Source organism: Kitasatospora sp. NPDC004240, assembly GCF_053603215.1.
The window spans coordinates 1-2,814 of the sequence record NZ_JBSGFD010000406.1 but is presented as its reverse complement, the minus strand read 5'-3'; the positions used below and the strand labels follow the sequence as shown (position 1 = coordinate 2,814).

Annotated in this window: 3 protein-coding genes and 1 tRNA gene; all 4 read right to left on the bottom strand. The window is 75.8% G+C overall.

Annotated features, from left to right (window positions below):
- Positions 1-13: 13 nt before the first annotated feature.
- Positions 14-87, bottom strand: a tRNA-Lys gene (locus ACWEQL_RS42040).
- Between the two features lie 18 nt (positions 88-105).
- Positions 106-660, bottom strand: coding sequence for a bifunctional DNA primase/polymerase (locus ACWEQL_RS42035; RefSeq protein WP_452156838.1), 555 nt, complete (start codon positions 658-660; stop codon positions 106-108).
- 192 nt (positions 661-852) lie between these two features.
- Positions 853-1,260, bottom strand: a complete 408-nt coding sequence (locus ACWEQL_RS42030; protein ID WP_452156836.1) for a hypothetical protein — start codon at positions 1,258-1,260, stop codon at positions 853-855.
- 213 nt (positions 1,261-1,473) lie between these two features.
- Positions 1,474-2,814 (bottom strand): AAA domain-containing protein (locus tag ACWEQL_RS42025; protein ID WP_452156834.1); only part of this gene is annotated, 1,341 nt, incomplete at its 5' end.

Genomic DNA, 2,814 nt, shown 5'->3' with positions numbered 1-2,814 from the left:
TTCCGGCTGTCTGTGCGCCGCCAGGGACTCGAACCCCGGACCCGCTGATTAAGAGTCAGCTGCTCTAACCAACTGAGCTAGCGGCGCCTGCTGACAGACAAGACTCTAGCAGTGGCCGCTGGCCCGGCCAAAATCGAATACCGGAACGGGCTCGCGGGCCGCCCGGACGCAGGCCCAGAGCACCACCGAGGCGCCCGGCAGCCACGGCTCCCGGGTGTCCGGAGCCACGATCCACCGGCCGGCGCCCAGACCCGGGGACTCCGGCGCGTGCAGCATCCGCTGCACCGGCGGCACCGTCACCGCGTCGCCCTTCCCGTGGCAGAGCAGCGGCGGGACGTCCCGCGCCCACTCCTCCCAGGCCAGCAGCCGCCGCAGCCGGGGCGCCGCGCCCGGCTGGACGAACAGCAGGGTCCGCCCCCGGTACGCGGCCACCGGGCCGCAGCCGGGGCCGGAGGCCCACAGCTCGTCCAGCACCTTGCGGCCGAACAGCGACGGCATGCTGATCACGTCGAAGGCCCGGCCGCAGGGCAGCACCGAGGGCGACCACGGGCGCGACTCCCAGAGCGCGCGCATGCTGCGCGGGTACTCGCTGGCGGAGGCCAGCCACGCCTCGCCCGCCACGGTGACGTACTCCACCGACTGATACGTCCAGATGTCCACGCGGAGCAGCCTGGCGCCTCCGGCGGGTGTCCGGGAGGGAAAACCCGGTTCGCCGGACAGGGGTGTGCCGGGCCGCGTACCCTGCCCCGCGGCATATGCCAGTGGCCAGGTGCCGCCGGCCCTGCGCCGTGCCGATCCGTCCGGGGTGCTCGGGGCCGGGTGTTCGAGGGCCGGGGTGCTCCGGGGTCGGGATCAGTCCTCGTGGCGGCGCGGGCGGAGCAGTCCGCGCCCGTACTCGATCATCTTGGCGGCGTAGTCCGGCGTCCAGTCCGCCCGGTCGGCGATCTCGTGCTCGGAGAGCGCGTCGAAGCGGCGGGTGTCGGCGAGCTGGGCGGCGGCCACCGCCTGGAAGTCGGTCGCCCGCTCGGCCGCGGCCCGGAAGGCCAGCGCCAGCTCGGTCGACCGGCGCAGCAGCTCCGCCGGGTCCTCGATCGACTCCAGGTCGAAGAAGCGCTCCGACTCCGGCTCGGCGGCCTGCGGCTCGAACAGCAGCTGGGCCGGCCGGCGCCGACGGGCGTGGGCATCCGGGGCGCCCTCGCCCGCACCGGCCGGTGCGGCGGGGCCGCGCTGGTCGGACGCCTTCGGGTGGGAGTCGGGCATGGACGGACACCTCCGGGTGCTCGGTGAGGGGCGGACGACGGCCCGCGGGGGGCTGCGCCGACCGGTTGTGGCCGTCGTCCATTGTCGCGCGGCGGCAGCCGGTAACGGAACGGTGCGTTCGCGGGCGCTATTCCCCGGGTGCACGCCCCCGGCGCGTATCGGGGCCGTCACGCCCGCGTCCCGGGCCGTTTCCCGGAGCCTCTTTCCCGGGGCCTAGAGACGGACCCGGTGCCCGGACAGGTGGTGGAGCACCTGATGGTTGGCCTCCCAGCCGTCCGGGAACTTGACCGTGACGCCCAGCTGCACCGGCTCGGTGGACGGGTGCTCGTCCAGCAGCTCCGCGATGCCCGCCCGGGCCACCACGATGCAGGCGTGCCGGTGCCGCGAGGCCAGCACGCACAGCCGCCCGGTCTCCAGGTGGAAGGCGGTGGCGTCGGGGCGCCCGGACAGCGGGTGCAGCACCACCGTGACGTCGTACTCCCGGCCCTGCAGCCGGTTGGCGGTGTCCACGGTGACGGCCGGCCCGGCCGCGTGGTCCACCGGCACGCCCGCCTTCACCAGTGCCGCCCGGACGGCCGCCGCCTGGTCCCGGTGGGCGGTGCCGACCGCGATCCGGGCGGGCGAGACCGGCGCCGAACCCTGCTCCGAGTGCGCGGTCAGCCCGCGCTCCAGCAGCCGGCGCACGGTGGCGGCCACCGCGGCCACCGCCTGCGGATCGGTCCGTACGGTGTGCCGGGCCGGCAGCTCCAGCAGCGCCCAGCCGTGCTCGGCGGCCCGGTCGATCGCCGCGTCCAGCGCCGAACCGTCCGCCCGGGTGGCCGGGGTCAGCCGGCGCTCGCCCGGCCCGGTGCCGGAGCGGAACGGCGTGTACGGGTAGAAGGCGCCGGAGATCAGCGGGGCCGCGCTGGCCGGCAGCCGCCAGGAGACCGGCAGGCGGTGCGGCTCGATCCCCGGGTTGTGGGCGAGCAGCGTGACCACCGCGCTGCTGGACGGGTCGTACGACAGGCCCGCCCACTGCTCGGTGCCGACCACGGTGAACGGGTCCAGCTGGCCGGGGTCTCCCACGAACAGCGCCCGCTCGAACAGCCGGGCCACCGCCAGCAGCGCGTCCGAGCGCATCTGGTACGCCTCGTCGACGATCGCGTGCCGCCACGGCGCCTCGGCCTTCACCCACTGCCACTTGGCCGAGGTGGAGATCACCACGTCGTGCTCGGCGAAGGCGGCCACCTTGTCCGAGGCGGTGACGTTGGCGTGCCGCAGCACCTCGGGCGCCGGCCGGGCGTCCGCGGCGTGCAGCCGTCCGATCGTCAGCTCCGGTGCCTTCTCGGCGAGTCGGCCGACCAGGTCGTCCACCTGGCCGTTGGTCTGGGCGACGATCATCAGCCGCTCGCCGGCGGCGACCAGCTCCTTGGCGGCGCGCACCACCAGGGTCGACTTGCCCGCGCCGGGCGGCGAGTCGACGACCACCCCGCGCGGCGCGCCGGGCGCAGGGCGGACGGTCGCCGCCAGGATCCGGGCCACGGCGGCGTCGGCCGCCGCGCCGGGCGAAGACGC